This window comes from Nocardiopsis sp. iso_237 (assembly GCF_056173345.1).
On the sequence record NZ_CM149669.1, the window covers coordinates 2,287,272 to 2,302,291 of the forward strand.

At 76.1% G+C, this 15,020-nt stretch carries 11 protein-coding genes; 9 read left to right on the top strand and 2 right to left on the bottom strand.

Going from position 1 to position 15,020, the window contains the following annotated elements:
- The first annotated feature begins 93 nt into the window (after positions 1-93).
- On the top strand, positions 94-1,041 hold the full coding sequence (locus AC0VYM_RS10320; RefSeq protein WP_475461533.1) for a CRISPR system precrRNA processing endoribonuclease RAMP protein Cas6: 948 nt from the start codon (positions 94-96) through the stop codon (positions 1,039-1,041).
- A gap of 163 nt (positions 1,042-1,204) precedes the next feature.
- Here AC0VYM_RS10320 and AC0VYM_RS10325 read toward each other — a convergent pair whose 3' ends face one another.
- A complete protein-coding gene (locus tag AC0VYM_RS10325) occupies positions 1,205-1,393 on the bottom strand; it encodes a hypothetical protein (RefSeq protein ID WP_475461534.1) in 189 nt (62 codons plus the stop codon).
- Between the two features lie 258 nt (positions 1,394-1,651).
- On the opposite strand from AC0VYM_RS10325, the gene AC0VYM_RS10330 reads away from it, so the two are divergent.
- Genes AC0VYM_RS10330 through AC0VYM_RS10355 form a run of 6 tightly spaced genes read left to right on the top strand, consistent with a single transcriptional unit; the run spans position 1,652 to position 10,435 of the window.
- Entirely contained in the window at positions 1,652-3,412 is a 1,761-nt protein-coding gene (locus AC0VYM_RS10330; protein WP_475461537.1) for a hypothetical protein, read from the top strand.
- Entirely contained in the window at positions 3,405-4,145 is a 741-nt protein-coding gene (locus tag AC0VYM_RS10335; RefSeq protein WP_475461539.1) for a hypothetical protein, read from the top strand. Before AC0VYM_RS10330 ends, AC0VYM_RS10335 begins: the two co-directional genes overlap by 8 nt.
- Positions 4,142-5,926, top strand: coding sequence for a hypothetical protein (locus AC0VYM_RS10340; protein WP_475461542.1), 1,785 nt, complete (start codon positions 4,142-4,144; stop codon positions 5,924-5,926). Before AC0VYM_RS10335 ends, AC0VYM_RS10340 begins: the two co-directional genes overlap by 4 nt.
- Positions 5,923-7,560 (top strand): RAMP superfamily CRISPR-associated protein, encoded by a 1,638-nt coding sequence (locus tag AC0VYM_RS10345; protein ID WP_475461545.1) that lies wholly within the window; start codon positions 5,923-5,925, stop codon positions 7,558-7,560. The genes AC0VYM_RS10340 and AC0VYM_RS10345 overlap by 4 nt, the downstream gene beginning before the upstream one ends.
- Positions 7,557-8,297 carry a hypothetical protein gene (locus AC0VYM_RS10350; protein ID WP_475461547.1) on the top strand — a complete coding sequence of 247 codons (741 nt, stop codon included), beginning with the start codon at positions 7,557-7,559 and terminating at the stop codon, positions 8,295-8,297. Before AC0VYM_RS10345 ends, AC0VYM_RS10350 begins: the two co-directional genes overlap by 4 nt.
- Complete coding sequence (locus AC0VYM_RS10355; RefSeq protein WP_475461549.1) at positions 8,297-10,435, top strand: TIGR03986 family type III CRISPR-associated RAMP protein; 2,139 nt, start codon at positions 8,297-8,299, stop codon at positions 10,433-10,435. Before AC0VYM_RS10350 ends, AC0VYM_RS10355 begins: the two co-directional genes overlap by 1 nt.
- Before the next feature lie 228 nt (positions 10,436-10,663).
- On the opposite strand, the gene AC0VYM_RS10360 is transcribed toward AC0VYM_RS10355, so the two are convergent.
- Positions 10,664-11,935, bottom strand: coding sequence for a hypothetical protein (locus AC0VYM_RS10360; RefSeq protein WP_475461552.1), 1,272 nt, complete (start codon positions 11,933-11,935; stop codon positions 10,664-10,666).
- Positions 11,936-12,294: 359 nt separating this feature from the next.
- On the opposite strand from AC0VYM_RS10360, the gene AC0VYM_RS10365 reads away from it, so the two are divergent.
- Both AC0VYM_RS10365 and AC0VYM_RS10370 read left to right on the top strand, forming a co-directional pair.
- Positions 12,295-12,681: a hypothetical protein gene (locus AC0VYM_RS10365; RefSeq protein ID WP_475461555.1), complete on the top strand. Its 387-nt coding sequence runs from the start codon at positions 12,295-12,297 to the stop codon at positions 12,679-12,681.
- Between the two features lie 83 nt (positions 12,682-12,764).
- Positions 12,765-14,939: a PDDEXK family nuclease gene (locus AC0VYM_RS10370; RefSeq protein WP_475461557.1), complete on the top strand. Its 2,175-nt coding sequence runs from the start codon at positions 12,765-12,767 to the stop codon at positions 14,937-14,939.
- Positions 14,940-15,020: the final 81 nt, after the last annotated feature.

Sequence of the window (15,020 nt, forward strand, 5' to 3'; positions counted from 1 at the left end):
AGATCCCCGGGGCGCGGGGACTGTCCGAGAGTAGTCGTGGGAGGAAGAGGACGGCGGACCGCGCCGTCACGAACAGGCGAGGGGTGGTGTCCGGTGCCCAGACGGTGGACCGTGATCCTGGGGGAGAGGGCCGACGCGGCGCGGCCGATCCGGCCCGAGGACTGCCACGGACTGCTGAACCGCTGGTGGCCGCAGCCGGAGTCCGAGCACGCGGCGGCCAAGCGCTGGGCGATGAACGGCTGGCCGACCCCCCTGGGCGACCGGCTGTACCACTGGACGCTGACCTGGCTGGACGACGACGTCCTGGCGCCCGTGGACCCGGGGGAGCTGATCGGTCGGGTCCAGGGTGTCGGTGACCACCTCCTCGAACCCCTCTCGGTCACACGGACCTTCGACACCCCCTACACCGAGATGCTCACCGACGCGCACCGGCCCGCCGCCGTGCGCGCGGCCGAGGTGCGCACCGTCACCCCGGTGGTGACGACCACCCGCGACACCACGGGGGAACGCGTCCCGCACGTGCGCCCCAACCCCCGGCGGCTCTTCGGGGCCGTGCACCGCTCGGGCGGCGGGATCGTCGGCGGCAGCGGCGCGGTGGGCGCGGTGGCCCGTTTCGCGCCGCCCGAACTCGCCACCCCCTGGCTGGAGGAGGCCCTGACCGGGCTGGACCGGGTCAGGCGCTCGACGCTGCCGGGCGAGGAGGTGGGGCTGACCGAGCACCAGCACACCGAGAACCGCACCGTGCTGGGCTGGCGGGGCGGCCTGCGCCTGGACACCGTCGACGGCCAGCTCGGGGGCGCCACCTTCGCCGTCCTGCTGGAGCTCCTGGAGCTGGCCGGGATCGGCAAGTACACCGCGCAGGGCTTCGGGGCGGTGCGGGTGGACACGGTCACCCGGAGCGGTTCCGCCGGGCAGGTCCCCGCCCCGCGTTCGGGCCGACGCGTCGCGCACCGGATCCGGCACGGCCGCCCCCGGCCGCTCGACAGCCGTGCGCGCGCGGCGGCGGAGGCGGAGGAGTTCGGGGGAACGCTGTTCGACTGACCCACAGACCGCCGGTTCCCGCCCGAGGACGGCGGGCGGGGACCGGTGCCCCACCCCGGCGGCCCCCCGGCCGCCCTTCGCGGCTCCCACCCGGTGGACGGGGTGGGAGCCCCTTCTCGTCCCCGCCCGCGCCCCGACCCGGATGGTCACCCGGGTCGGGGCGTCAGGACGTGTGTTCGTGGGGCATGGGGCCCGGCGGGGTCCGTCCGTCGCCCTCCCGGAGCGTCCGGGCCAGCCCGAGCAGGTGCGGTACGAGGTCCTCCGGGGTCAGGGCGGGGCCGGTGCGCTTGCCCGCCGAGGGGCGGTCGCGTTCGGATCGGGAGAGCCGGTCGTGTCTGCTCGGGGTCGCCATGGGAGGGGCCTCTCTGCTGTCGGGCGGGGGACGGTCCATGCACTGTGCTCTCTCGGACAGGGAACGGTGCCCCGTCGGACCGGAGTGCGTGCGGGGGAAGGAGTGACCGGAAGGGGCCAACGGGGTGACGCGGGGCGGCGACTCCTGGTATCCGTGGTGACGACGGCGTCACCGTCCGAGAGAGGTCAGCAGGACACCCGTTCCCGTGCGGCGCCCGCGCCGTTCCCGCCGTCCCCCGGTCACGAGGAGTCCGTCGCGGTGACCCAGGCCCCCGAGCGCCGACCGACCGAAGCCCACGACGACACCCCGGTCACCGGGGTGCTCGTCGGCGTCGACCTGCGCGGAATCCAGGCCTTCGTCTACAGCGGGCGACGCATCCTGGACGCCGTGGGCCGCGCGGCGCTCGTCGCCGAACTCACCGACACCTCCGACCCCGTCCACGGGGTGGGTGACCTCGTTCCCGAGGGGTGTCTGGTCCTGCGGGACGCCGGCGGGGCCCTGACCCTGGTGCTGCCCGACCTCGCGGCGGCCCGCCTCCTCACCGGGCGCTACACGCGCAGGCTCCGGGACCGGGCCGGGGGCCTGACCCCGGTGGTCGCGTTCGTCCCCTACGGGCCCGGGGCCGTGCCCGTCCCCGGGGAGCCGGTCGCACCGGACCTGGACGCGGCGCTGGCCGAGCTCCCCGTCCGGCTGCGCCGCGCCCGCCGTCACATGTCCGCGCTGCACACCCCCGCCTCGGGGTACGGGATCACGGCCGTGTGCTCGGTCAGCGGGGCCCCGGCCGAGTCCGTGGACGGCAGCAGGCCCCTGGAGGATCCCGCCGGGACGGGGCGGCGCGTGCACGAGCGGGTGGCGGCCGACGTCGCCCGGGCGCGGGGGATCGGCCGTCGCTGGCACCGCGCCCACAGCGACTCCTGGCTCGCCGGACTCGACGCGGACCTGGCCCTGCCCATGGAGGTGGACCGGCTCGGCCGCGACCACGGCGAGGTGAGCCGGGTCGCGGTGGTGCACGTGGACGTCAACGGCCTGGGGGAGCTCCTCGGGGAGTACCGCGAACGGGCGGGAGTCCCCGGTGCGCCCGGATCCGGGGCGCTGGCCCAGCGGGAGCTGTCCACCCATGTCGCCGGACTCACGGAGGGGCTGGCCCGGGCCCTGGTGCGCGCGGTGGCCGCCGCGGTCCGGACCGAACCGGGGCGGCCGCCCGTGGTTCCCGGGAACGGGACGGGCGCGGAGCTCACCCTGGACCACCAGCCTCCCGGCCCGATCCTGTTGCCTGTGCGGCCGATCGTGGTCGCCGGGGACGACCTCACGGTCCTCTGCGACGCCCGTCTGGCGCTGAGCCTGGTGCGGTACGCCCTGGAGTGGCTGGACGCCGATCCGGAGCGGATCCGCGACCCCGGGGACCCCCGTGTGGCGCTGCACCGCGCGCTGGCCCGGGTCCGCCTCCCGGGCCGCACCGTGGTGGGCGCCGACGCGCGCACCCATCTCACGTGCGTGCCCACCGTGGGTGCGGGGATCGCGGTCCAGCCGGTGGGCGCCCCGCTCGCGCTCGGCTACGACCTGTGCGAGGCCATGTGTTCCCTGGCCAAGGCGGGGCGGCGTTCGGCGGCCGCCACCGATCCCGCAGCCGCCGAGGAGCACGCGGTGGCCTGGACCACCCGCTTCGACGGGGTCGACCGGGTCCTGGACCGCACGGAGGCCGCCCAGGCGGCCGTGCCCGCGCGCACCGCCCTGCCGATGACCGGGTCCGCCTTCACCCGCTTCCTGGACCGCTACCTCTCCCCGCGCGGCGGCCTGTTCGCGGACGGGGACTCCCACCACCGGGGCTGGCTGGTCTCGGCGCTGGTCCCCCTGCTGGAGTCCGGCGCAGACCCCGGGCCGGAACTGGACCGCCGCGCCCGCGCGACCGGGCACCCCGTGGCGCTGCCCGAGGGGTGGACCCACGGTGAGCTGCTGGACGCGGTCAACGTGCGGGACCTGTACCTGGATCCGGGACTGACGGAGGGAACCCATGAGTGAACCGGACCGGATCGTGGTGCGCCTGGTGTCCCCGGCGCTCTTCGCGGGGGCCAGCGCGGACGGCACCGGCGCCGACACCGACGTCGTCACGGACGCGCACGGGCTGCCCTGTCTGCCCCGGCACCGGCTCGCCGCCCGCCTGCGCGTGGCGGCGGTCAGCGCCGCGACGGTCACGCCCGACCTGGCCGAGGCGGTGGAGAGGGTGTTCGGCAGGGAGGGCTCACACGACGCCGACCGCGCGCTGCGCGTGGGACACGGGCGCCCCGGGGACGCGGTCCGCGCCGCCGTCGCCCACGCCCTCGCGGGCCGTGCCGCACCCGCGCGCGCCGCGCTCCGCAGGGCCGTCACCGACGCGCACACCACCCTGGAGTCGGGGGTGGAGATCGGTCCGGACGGCGCCCCCGAACCCGGCCGGCTGCGCACCCACCGGGTGCTCCTGCCCGGCCTGGTGCTCACCGCGCCCCTGACCTGGTCGGTACCCCCACGGGCGGTGGACTGGCGCTGCCTGGCACGCGCCTGCCTGGCCACGGACCAGATCGGCCTGCGCTCCACGCGGGGCCGGGGCCGGGTCGACGTGTACCTGTCCCGCCCCGACGACCCCGACCCCCGCGCCACCACGCTCTCCCTGGCACGGCCCTGCGGACGGCCTCCCCACCTGGAGGCCCCGGCGGAGACGGCGTTCGGCGGCGGGGCGGCACGGGCGTCCGGGGCCGTACAGGGGGCGAGGACGTGAACCCCGACCCCTACCGGGACCCCGCCGAACCCGTCAGCGCCTACCTGCCACTGCGGTACGTGCTCACCGACTCCCTCGCGGTGCGGACCGGCTTCGACCCCCTGCGCGTCGACACCGAGACCACGGTGAGCGGGCGCGCCCAGCGGGGGATGCTCGCGGCCGCGCTCCAGCGTGCGGGCCTGTGGGACGAACTGCGCACGTGGGTCGCCCGCGGCGAGCTGATCCGCTTCGCCCCCGCCCACCCCCGGTTGGAGCAGCACGCGCGCCCCGGTGTCCCGGTGGTCGCCCACCCGCCGCCCGCGTACCTGTACTCGCCGGGCAAGGACGGCGACACCCTCGTGGACCTGTTCGCCGAGGGAACCGACCAGCCGGGGGTGCCGCACCGCGCCGTCCGCGACCCGCTCACCCCCGACCGCTCCCTGCGCGCGTCCGTGCGCACCACGGCCGAGCGCTACCTGGGCCGGGGCGCCCCCTTCTTCACCACCAGCATGGACCCGGGCCAGGTCTTCGAGGCCCGATGGCAACTGCGCGGCCCCGACCACGCCTTCCTGCGCGGACTGGCGGCGCGCGTCGTCGAGGTCCTCTCCGACGCCGAGGGCACGCTGACCCTGGGCTCGGGCGGGACGCGCGCCCACGGCGGGGTCGCGGTGGAACCGGTGCGCCCGGACCGCCCGCTGTCCCCGGACCGGGTGGAGTGGACCGGTCCCGACCGGTCCCGGCGTGCGGGCCAGGACGTGGACCTGGTCCTGCTCTCCACGGCGCTCCTGGTGGGCGCGCAGGGGCAGGACCGTCCGCACGCCCTGGTTCCGGCCGTACGCGAACTCCTCGAACGACGCCTGCCGTACACCCCGGTCACGGTGGTCGCCGCACACGTCGAACCCGTCCTGGTCGGCGCCTACCACCGGGCCTACCGGGGGCCGATGACCGAGCGCTGGGCGGCGGCCCCGGGGTCGGTGGTGCGGCTGCGTCTGGGCGGGGGACTGACCACCGCACACGTCCGCGACCTGGAGGCCCACCCCCTGGGTGAGCGCCTGGTGGACGGCCACGGCCAGTTCGCCCTGCTGGAGCCGCCCCCGCCGCGCCCCGTCCCGCTCGTACCGGCCTCCACCCCGCTCCCCGCGCGCCGTGAGGGCACCGTCACCCTGTCCGACGGTCGGGTCCTGCCCGACCCCACCCCCCTCGACCCCGGGCAGGACACGGAGCTGGACGCCCTGTACGACGAGCTCATGTGGAACGCCGCCGCCTCCGCCATCCGCGACCACGCCCGCGCCCTCGCCTCGGCGGGCACGCTGTCCCCGCTCACCCCCAGCCTCCTCGGGAGGCTGCGTGAGGTCCTCGTCCGCCCCCACGACACCCCCGACGAGGCGCTGGCCGCGCTCGGCCACACACTGGAGGGCCCGGACGAGGAGAGCGACACGGTCCACAAGGTGCTGAGGGAGAGGGCCGTGCGCGCCCTCCAGCGCGCCCGGGTGGTCCGCCCGGGCGGCAGGGGCCGCCCGCTCACCGTCCACACGTGGCTCACCGGGCTCTCCGCCGGACCGGCGGCCTGGTGGCGGGCGAACCGGCCCCGGTTCTCCCACGACCCCGCCTACGCCCGGGCGCTGGCCTCCGTGGACCTGGCCGCCCCGGACGGACTGCCGTCCGACAACCGGGAGAGCGGGCTCTCGACCCGGGCCGAGCACTGGGAGCGCCGCGCCTCGGCACGGCTGTCCCTGCTGCTGGTGTCTTCCTGGCTGGCCGAGGCGGCCCGGACGCTGCGCGCGGAACAGGACCGGACGTGACCGCCGAGGACGACCCGCACGGCCCCGGACCCACCGGCCTGGTCTGGGAGTGCGCGGTCCGGCTCCGCCTGCTCACCGACACCCACGTCGGCGCGGCCCGGGCCGGGGCCGGGCGGGCCGAGGAGAGCGACGTCGACCTGAGGCTGGACCGGGACCCGCGGGGCGGGGCGCCCCGGCTGCGGGCCACCACCCTCGCCGGGCTGCTCCGCCACGAACTCCTGGCCCGCACGGCCGACCCGGAGAGCGCCGCCGCGCTGCTGGGTTCGGGGGACCACCCGGAGGCGGGTGCCCGCTCCAGCGCCCTGGACCTGGACGACGCGTACGCGGTCCTTCCCGAGGACGAAGCGGTGACGGTGCGGGTGGGAACCCGCGTGGACCCGGCCACCGGCAGCGTGCACCCCGGCCGTATGTGGCAGTGGGAGGTACTGCCCGCCGGCACCGTGTTCACCGCGCACCTCAGGCTGAGGGCGGCCGACCCCACGGAGGAGGCCCGCCTGCTCGTCCTGCTGGCCCTGGCCGCGCGGGGGCTGGCGGACGAGGGGCCGGGCATCCGGCTCGGTGGGCGCACGGGACGCGGACTCGGTGCGGTCCGGGCCGTCCGCTGGACCGCCCGCCGACACGACCTCACCGACGAGGACGGGTGGTTCGCCTACCACGCGCGCGACTGGCCGACCCGCTGGCGGGAGGCCGAACGGGCCCTGGAGACCGCCGAGCCCGACGCGGACCTGGCAAGGGCCCTCGGCGCGGTCCTGAACGAGGACGGGCAGCGGGCCACCGCCGCCCTCCTGCCGGACGCGGCGGCGGGCGCGGACCGGAGGCGACGGTCCGAGCTGCGCCTGGAACTGCGCGTGGCCGAACGCCCCGACCCCGTCCCCTCGGGGCGGGCGACACGCCCCGCGACCCTGCTCGTCGGGGACACCCCCGCGGGCGACCGGCCGACCCCGGCCGACCGCGTCCACCGGCGGCGCCCGGCGGTCACCGGGGGCGGCGAGGTGGAGCCGCGCCCCGTCCTCGGCGACACCGCCCTGTTCGCCCTGTTCAAGCGGATCGGGGAACGGCTGGTCCGGGACGCGGCCGAACACCTGGCGGGGGAGGGGACCCGTTGGCCGGAGTGGCACGGGCACTGGTGGGGCGGCGACACCGGCCGCTGGCCCGACTCCCGGCCCGCACCCTCACGGATCCGTCTGCGGGCCACCCCTACCCTCAGCGGCGGCGCCCCGGTGACCACCACACGCCTGACCGTCGACTCCCTCTTCGGGGACGCCGTGGACGGGCACCTGTTCACCACCGAACTCCACAGCGGCGGTTCGGCCCCGGTCGTCCTCGACGTCACCGAACCCGACGACGCCGTACGGGGGCTTCTCGCCCTGGTCGTGCGCGAGCTGGCCACGGTCCCCCTGGACACCCTCGGCGCGGGCGCGGGCAGCGGCAGCGGCCGACTGGTCGCCACCCGGGCGGTCCTGACCACCCACGAGGGGGACGGGTCGCCACCCCACGAGGTGGACCTGATCCGCGCCCTCACCGAGCCGGACGGCCCGGACGCCGCCACCGCCCGCGGATGGCTCCCCGAACTGCACCGACAGATCACCCGTGCCCCAGAACCCGGGCCCGACGACGAGGGGGACCCCTCATGAACCCGCACCCCCACGAACCCCCGTCGCCGGTCGGCGTCGACGTGCGCCCGCTCTCCGGGGAGGAGGTCGACACGGTCCTCGACGACGTCCTCGTGCGGGGTCGGCGCTGCCGGGCCCTCGACGCGGCGGGTCCGCCGGGCGGGCCGCAGTGGCTGCTGGCCGAGCTCGGAGACGGGCGGATCACCGGCTCCTGCCCCGACTCCCGGTGGCGGAGGTCGGACGCCCCGCCCACCGAGGAGCTGTCGGCGCCGTCGCTCGACCCCGACACGGACCGGTGGCGTGTGCTGGAGGTGCTGGTGTTCGGCCCGCACGCGCAGATCCGTCTGGGGGAGGGCGCGGAGGCGGGCTGGGTCAGCACCGACGCTCCGGAACGGCCCCCCGAGTGGATGCGCCCCCGCGACCGCTCCTTCCTGCTCCAGGGCTGGGGCGGTCCTGGGTCCACCCGCACCCTGGAGGGGCGGGTGCCGCTCACCGTCACGCGGGAGCCCTCCGGGACCGAGGCGGTGCTCCCGGTCGCCTGGACCGACTTCTCGGGGCGGATCCGACCGCACGGGGCGTTGGAGAGCACCGGTACCTGGCTGACGGTCCGGGAGTACTGGGCCGCCGACCCCGTGACCGGCGCGGTCGGGGTGGCCTTCCACCGGCTGACCGGACTGGTGTCGGGTCCCAAACCCACCGGCCCGGAGTTCGACGTCGGCACCGGGGCCCCGGTCGACCCTCCGGGCGGGGAGCGCTGATGGCGGGCCCCCAGCGCGCCACGGCCCCCTACGGTCTGGTCCGGTTGGCCGAGACCCCGGTTCCCGCCGCCGCCCTGCACCCCGACCACGACACCGTGTCCCTGCTCCGCTCGCACGACCGCACGGTCGGGGGGACCCACTCGGGCTGGATCGACCTCACCCTGACCACGCTCACCCCCACCTTCGTCGGTCAGGCTCCCGGTCGAGGACGCGCGGGCTCCTCCGCCCGCCTCCCGCACGGGGACCGCTCCCTTCCCCTGATCCCCGGCTCCACCCTGCGCGGCCTGGTCCGCAACACGCTGCGCATGCTCACCGGCGGTGAGAGCGGCCCGGTCAACACGCCCATGCTGTTCTTCCGCGCGCCGGTGCGCGTGGACTCCGGCGCCGCCGACGGCTCCCCGTCGACCCGCGCCCGCCAGGTCATGGCCAGGCGGCACGACCACTACCGCAGGCGCCGCGCGGGGCACCGCACCCGGCAGGGCTTCCTGTACCGCGACCCCGACGACGGGGGCTGGTACGCCGTGGAGGTTCCCGCCACCGCTCTGGAACCCGAGCCCGGCCGCGCCCTCAAGGTGACCTTCGACGTGCTCCGGGAGAGCCTGCGCACCTGGGACTTCGGCGTGGCCGAGTTCCCCGACCCGCCCCGGGACGGCACCTACGTCCCCACCGCCCACGAACAGCACGGCCGCCTCCAGCACCGCTGGGTGTACGCGGTGCACCTGCGGGGACGGCGCGGGATCGCCGCGGTGGCCCCCGACGAACCCGGGGCGCGCGCCCACCTCGCCGCCCACGGCGGTTCCGGCGGGGTGATCCCGGCCCTGCTGGTGCTCACGGGGAGCGCGGCGCAGGAGCGGCGCAACGCCTACCTGTTCCCCCGCCCCCGCGACCCGCGCGCCGGACGCCTCCCGGTCCCGGAGTCGCTGGTGGAGCTGTTCGAGTCGGCGGCGCAGGTCACCGGGTACCAACGAGCCGCCTTCCCCGACACCCTGGGCACGACCGGTGACCGGCCCGAACGGCCGCCGGTCGCCGGGACCGGGGGCGGCGGGCTGCCTCGGAGGGGCCTGGAACCCGTCTGGTTCGACCTCGACCCCTCCGGCCGGGTGGTCTCCTTCGGCCGGTCCGGCGGCTACCGGGTCGCGGTCAGCGACGACGACCCGATCCGCCGTGCCGTCCCCGACGCGGTGCTCGGCCCGCAGCACGGGGACCCTGACCGGCCGGACCGGGCCGGGCGTACCGTGGACGTGTGCCGGGCGCTGTTCGGTGACACCGACGTGTTCGCGGGGGAGGCCGGCGCGCTCAAGGGTCGGGTGTCCTTCGGTGACGCCCTGGGCGACGACCCCGACCCCGACTACCCCGACGGCGCCGCCCTGCGCGTGCGGCTCCTCTCCCCGCAGCGCGGATGCTTCGCCAACTACCTGGTCCAGGGCCCCGAGACGTCGGGGGAGCGGCCCGACGTCATCACGTGGTCCCACGAGGGCCGTATCCGCCTGGGCGGGTACAAGACCTACCTGCACCGGCACGACCCCCGCCTGGGCTCACCGGTCCGCTACGACGCACGCGCCCAGACCGACCTCGGGATCACGGTGCTGCCCCGGGGCTCCGGCGCGGAGCCGCCCCAGGACACCCAGCGCGACATCGTCCCCCTGCGGGACGGCCTCACCCTGCGCTCACGCGTCACCTTCACCAACCTGACCGACGCCGAACTCGGCGCCCTCCTGCGCGCCCTGCTCCTGGGCAACCCCGTGGACGGCGGCGACCCGCGCGACCCCGAGCACGCGCACAAGGTCGGTATGGGCAAGTCCCTCGGTATGGGCAGCGTGCACCTGCGCCCCGAACTCCACCTGGTGGACCGCCGCGCCCGTGCCGCCGATCTCTCCCTGGCCCCGGCGGCCGGGGTGGCCCCCGCCGGTCCCGGTCGGGTCGGCGCGTTCCTGGACGCCTTCTCCACGGCCCTCGCCCGCGACCGATCGGCCGACGACTGGCGCGAGGTGGACCAGGTGGTGGACGTGCTGCTGGCCAGCCGTTGGCGGGAGCGGCTGCCGTTCGGGGAGACGGCGGTGATGTCCCTGCGCCAGTTCGCGGAGTACCCGGTGCTCCCACCGCTCACCGAGCGCTTCCGGCCAGACGGCACGCGTTGAGCGGAAGCGCCGCCGGTGACGGGACGCCGCGAGGCCGCGAGGCCGTAACGTCCCCGGGGCCCGCCGCGAGGCCGTGACGCCCTGGGCACGCCTGGAACGCGTGCGGCCGCGACGCCACCGGAGGCCGGTCCGTCCGCGACGGGCTCGACCGTGCGGCCCGGGTGCCCCGGGTGCCCCGGGAGCCCCCCGCCGTCTCCGGCCCAGGAGTCCGGGCCGGTTCCGCTCGTGTCAGCCGCTGACGTCGGCCAGGGCCTCCAGCAGGTCGGCGCGGCGGTCGGGGTCGTCCTGGGCACCGCGCCACAGCGTCGGCGCCTGGGGGCCCTCGTCCAACAGTCGGCACAGCAGGGCGTCCAGGGAGCCGCGCGGGTCGGCGTCGAAGGCCGCCCGGTGGGCCTGCGCCTCGGCGGCCAGCTCGCGGGCGAGCCAGACCAGCCACGCCCGCTCGGTCTGGCGGAGCACCTCGCGCCGGGGCCCGTACGGGTCCGGTTCCCCGTCTCCGTAGGAGTCACCGTCCTCCTCGTCCGGCAGGTCGGGGATGGGTGTGTAGGGGGCGCTGCGGGCCCGCCCACGGGCGCGCTGCACCAGCTCGAAGTGGCCGGGCATGGCCACGGCCATCCGTCCCAGCACCCCGGTGAGGCGCCGGGCCACGTCCTCACCGCTGAGGCCCGGCAGGAGCTCGCGCAGGTGCAGGCGGCGGCGCTGGTCCGGGGTGCGGCCCGGGTCGGCGTCCCGGCCCCCGGCCAGTTCGGAGAGCTTGCGCAGCAGGTAGTCCCCGGTGGCGGTGGAGACCATCGGGGGTTCCCGGACGGCCGTGAGGGGGCGCCCGTGCAGGTCCGCGACGGGCACCGCGCTGCCGTCCTCGGTGAAGGACACCGACTCCCCGGGGTGGACGTCCTCCGGCAGGTCGGCGGCGGGGTTGCCCCACCCCGCGGTGAGCACCAGCAGGGCCAGCGCCTCCTGTTCCACCACGTCGGTGGCGACCCGCGCGACGTCGCGGCGCTGGGCCCAGCGCCGGGGGCGTTCGGAGAAGGCGCAGCGGACCTTGCCGTTGGGGGCGGGCTGCGGGTAGACGCGCCGCAGGTTCTTGTACGAGCGGTCCCGTCGGACGTCGTCCAGGGCGTCGCGCAGCCGGTGCGCGGCGGTGCGGTCCACGGACGCGCGCACGCCTGAGGCCTCCCTGGCCGTCCGCCCGCTCTCGGGCACGGCCTTGGCACCGACCGCGTCCGCGTCCGGAAGGACGCTCCGGCCACTCGTGGCCGCGCCGCCCATGACGGTGGCCATGCGCGTGGCGATGACGCTGGTCGGCTCTCCCCGGTGCCTCGCGCACGGGCAGTGCTCGAAGCACAGGTCGACGTAGTCGAAGAACTGCTCGGAGTGACCGGCGCAGCCCTGCGCTGTTCCGTCCGAGGAGCAGGGCCCACACCCCAACACGCGCGTGAACACGCGCAGGAAGGCGGCCGAACCGAACAGTTCCACGGCGGAGCAGTGATGCTTGCTCACGAACTCTTCTCCCCGGGTGTGCCGGGGCCGGGACGCTCCCCCAGCCCTTCCGGGGAAACGCGTGGTGAGTCGTGAGCCTGCTGGTGACACTCCTGCGTGAACGGGAGGTCGTACAACAAAATATTGCCTTCGGGCGCGCACTGTCAATTGTTGGTCGGGGTTCCGAATACGAAAGTGCTTCGGAGCCATTTATAAACCGGTCACGAGTAACAGTGGTCTCAGAATTCACCGGGGCCCTGTTCGCCGGGCGGTGGGAAGGTGTCCGAGAGATGGCGGTGAGGGCCTCGGAACGGGGTGCGTCGTGCCCGTCCCGGTGAAGCGGGCGGCCGACAGGAACGAGTGTTACGGGAGGTCGCTGGATGTCCGTGGTCAATCTGACGCCGCACGAGGTGACGGTTGTCGACGAGCACGCGCGCGTGATCCGCACCTGGCGGGGATCGAGCGAACCGGCGCGGGTCGAGGCGATCCGGGTTCCCCTGAGCGAGGTGGAGGGAGTGCCGCTGCTGGCGGAGGAACGCACCCGCGCGCGACTGCCCGCACCGGCCGAGGGGGTCTGGTTCATCGTCTCCTCCGTGGTGAGTTCCGCCCATCCGGAACGGGACGACCTGCTGGTCCCCTCCGACCTCGTGCGCGACGACAAAGGGGTGGTCACCGGGTGCCGTTCCTTCGTGCTCACCTCGGTTCCGGTGCGTTCGCACGGATACCAGTGCGGGCCCGCGTGCAGGGTGGGAAACCCGCTTACCTGAACCATTCCTGGAACGGGTGAGTACTGTGGTCCCGTTCCTGTAGTCGGGGGACGGCCGAGATCGGTGCGTCCGGAAGGGAAACCGTGGACGCACCCCGAATCGCCGTCGTCCTCGTGGGCCAGAACCCCACCCCCGCCCTCCTCTCCTCGCTGACCCTCCCGGTCGACCAACTGCTCCTGGTCTGTAGCGACGGCACCCTGCCCGTGGCCCGCCGCGTCGCCGAGGCGGTCGGCCGCATCGCCCGGGGGCGCTCCGTGCGCGTCCTCAGCGTGGGCGCGGACCCGCACGACCCCGCCTCCGTCACCGGTCTCCTGGAGACGGTCTGCCGCGCGCTCGGCCATCGTCCCTGGTACCTCGACTACACCGGCGGCACCAAGGTGATGAGCGTGGCCGCCGCGCTGCACCACGAACGGGTGCTGCCGCCGCACGCCCGCGCCTGGCGGTTCTACCTGGACTCCCACAGCGACCTGCTCCGCAGCGCCGACACCGCGCGCCCCGACCAGCCGGTGGGCTGTCAGGGGATCGACCTGCGCACCCTCGCCGGGGTGCACGGCGCCCAGTGGGTGAGCGACCGCGACCCCGCGCCGCTGCGCCGCTTCCTGCACGGCGGGGACGCCGCCCTCGCCGACGCCTACCCGAACCTGCCCGAGAGCGAACGCAACGGGATCGCGGCGGAGGCGCGCGTCCTCTCCCACCTGCGCGGCCTGCTGGGCGGACGGCCCGACACCGAGGTCCTCGGCTCCCGGCGCGTGGCCGACCCCTACCGCCCGGGCGGATCCGTCGCGGACTTCGACATCCTGGTGCGCCACCGCCACCGGGTGCTGTGCGTGGAGGCCAAGACCCGGGCCGAGGACGTGGTGGCCCGCGCGGGCTGGACCGTGGCCAAGGCCCGCCGGGTCTTCGGCGGGGCCACCCTCGTCCTGTTCGTCTACTCCGGCCCCGTCGTCGAGGACCTGCGCGAACAGGTGACCGCGTACAACCCGGCGCTCACCGGCCGCAACGTCCACGTCTGGAACCTGGACGCCCTGACCGAACGCGTCACCACCTTCGCTGCCGTGCGGGACGCCTTCTTCCCGAGCCTGGCCGACGGGCCCACACCGCCCGCGGTCCCGGCCGTGCTCCCCCAGGGAGCCCCGGAGGCCGCCACCTCCGACAGCGACGGGTCGGACGGCCAGCTGCCCGCACCACCCGCCCGGCACCCCGGTCCGCAGGACGGGCCGCTTCTGGTCACACCCCTGGGCGGCAGTCGACTGGGCGCCCTCGCCGCGCTGCACGCCCACCGCCCCTCCCGCGCGCTGGTCCTGCCCTCGCGGCAGAGCCTGCGGGCGCGCGTACGTGAGGCGGCGGCCGGGGCTCTGCGCGCCGCCGAACACCCGGACGCGCCCCCGGCCGACGCTGCCGCGCTGCGCTCCGAGGGCTACCGGGACCGGGTGAGACTGCCCGCCGACCCGGTGGACGGCTACGACTCCGGCGCGGTCCAGCGGGCCGTCCAGGGCTGGATCGAGCAGGAAAGGGAGGGCGACCAGCCGGTGGTCGTCGACATCACCACGGGGACCAAGGCGATGAGCCTCGGACTGGCCAGGGCCGCCCGGCACTGCGGAGCCTGCGCCACCTACCAGCTGCCCCGGGACCGGGCCGTCGTGTGCCTGACCCACGGCCGCCGCGAGCTGGAGGGACGCGCCCGGATCGACTGGTCGCTGGTGCTGTCCGGGTACGCACCCCTCACCGCGTCCCTGGAGGAGGTGGTCACCGGACCCGCCCGCGACCAGGTGGACGTGGAACTGCTCGACCTGGCGGGGGCGGCGCTCCGGACGGCGGCCTCGGGCGCGACCGGTGTGTGGTGGGACGTCTCCCTCGCCGACGCGGAGGGGTTCCTGACCGCGCAGGAACGGCCCGGGCTGGTCCTCACCTTCGATGACCGCGCCGTGGGGCTGGCCGCACCGGCGCGCCGACGGCGGCGCACGGCGGACGGACCCCTGCGGGACGTGAGCCCGGGGGCGTGGGCCCAGAGCGTGTTCGCGGCCACCACCCACCTGAACGTGCGCTGCGACGTCGCGGGCACCGTGGTGGCCCTGACCCGACCCGGACGGGACGTGAGCCGCGCAGGTGAGCTGGTGGACTGGATCGCCCAGCCCGCACCGGGCCGGGCCCCGGGCCTGCGTTTCGGGGAACCGCTGTACCCGCTGGTCGTGGAGGTGGACCCGGAGAGCGGCGCCGACCCGTCCGGAACCCTCACCACGGACGCGAGCAGGCTCTGAACCCGGAGTGATCCCCGTCCCTTTCCGGAACCGTCGTCCCGTTCGCGGTGTCCCATCCGGTGCCCCAGGATGGGGTCGCGG

Coding starts and splice junctions, on each gene's coding strand:
- AC0VYM_RS10325 (WP_475461534.1), bottom strand. CDS start 1,393: ATGGCGACCCCGAGCAGACACGACCGGCTCTCCCGATCCGAACGCGAC.
- AC0VYM_RS10335 (WP_475461539.1), top strand. CDS start 3,405: ATGAGTGAACCGGACCGGATCGTGGTGCGCCTGGTGTCCCCGGCGCTC.
- AC0VYM_RS10350 (WP_475461547.1), top strand. CDS start 7,557: ATGAACCCGCACCCCCACGAACCCCCGTCGCCGGTCGGCGTCGACGTG.
- AC0VYM_RS10355 (WP_475461549.1), top strand. CDS start 8,297: ATGGCGGGCCCCCAGCGCGCCACGGCCCCCTACGGTCTGGTCCGGTTG.
- AC0VYM_RS10365 (WP_475461555.1), top strand. CDS start 12,295: ATGTCCGTGGTCAATCTGACGCCGCACGAGGTGACGGTTGTCGACGAG.